The 695-nt window shown below is 39.4% G+C and carries 1 protein-coding gene; it reads left to right on the top strand.

The window, feature by feature from the left end:
- Positions 1 to 77: 77 nt before the first annotated feature.
- Positions 78 to 695, top strand: a 618-nt coding sequence (gene galE, locus ACS8FD_RS20785; protein ID WP_439277263.1) for a UDP-glucose 4-epimerase GalE, incomplete at its 3' end; no start/stop codon positions are given.

Here is a 695-nt window from a genome sequence, read left to right on the forward strand (position 1 = left end):
CTTATCAGCCGTTTTAACACCTTGAAAAAACTATGCTACAGCCCTACAATAGGGTGTTTTTATTGTAGCGAATTGTCATGAATAACAAGATCTTAGTAACTGGTGGCGCTGGTTATATTGGCTCACATACTTGTATTGCGCTGCATCAAGCGGGCTATGATATTGTAGTATATGATAACTTGTCAAACAGTAACCTTGAGTCTGTCAACCGGGTCTCTAAGCTCAGTGGACAACCAATTGAGTTTATCAAAGGTGATATCCGAAATGCTAAATTACTTAGAGAAGTATTCGATAAGCATAAGTTCTTTGGTGTTATTCACTTCGCAGGCTTAAAAGCCGTGGGTGAATCCGTTGCTAAGCCTCTAAAGTACTATGACAATAATGTGAATGGTACGATTACTTTACTCAATGTAATGGCAGAATACAACGTCAGTAACTTCATCTTCTCTTCATCAGCTACTGTATATGGCGACCCTAAGACTCTGCCCATTGATGAAAACTCTCCGAGATCTTGTACCAACCCATATGGGCAAAGTAAACTTACAGTTGAGTACATTTTAGAAGACTTAGCTGTATCGAATGATAACTTGAACTTAGTGACACTGCGGTACTTTAACCCAGTAGGTGCACATCCATCAGGACAGATTGGTGAAGATCCCAATGATATCCCAAACAACTTGATGCCTTATATTTCA

It is taken from the genome of Psychrobacter sp. 1U2, assembly GCF_051847575.1.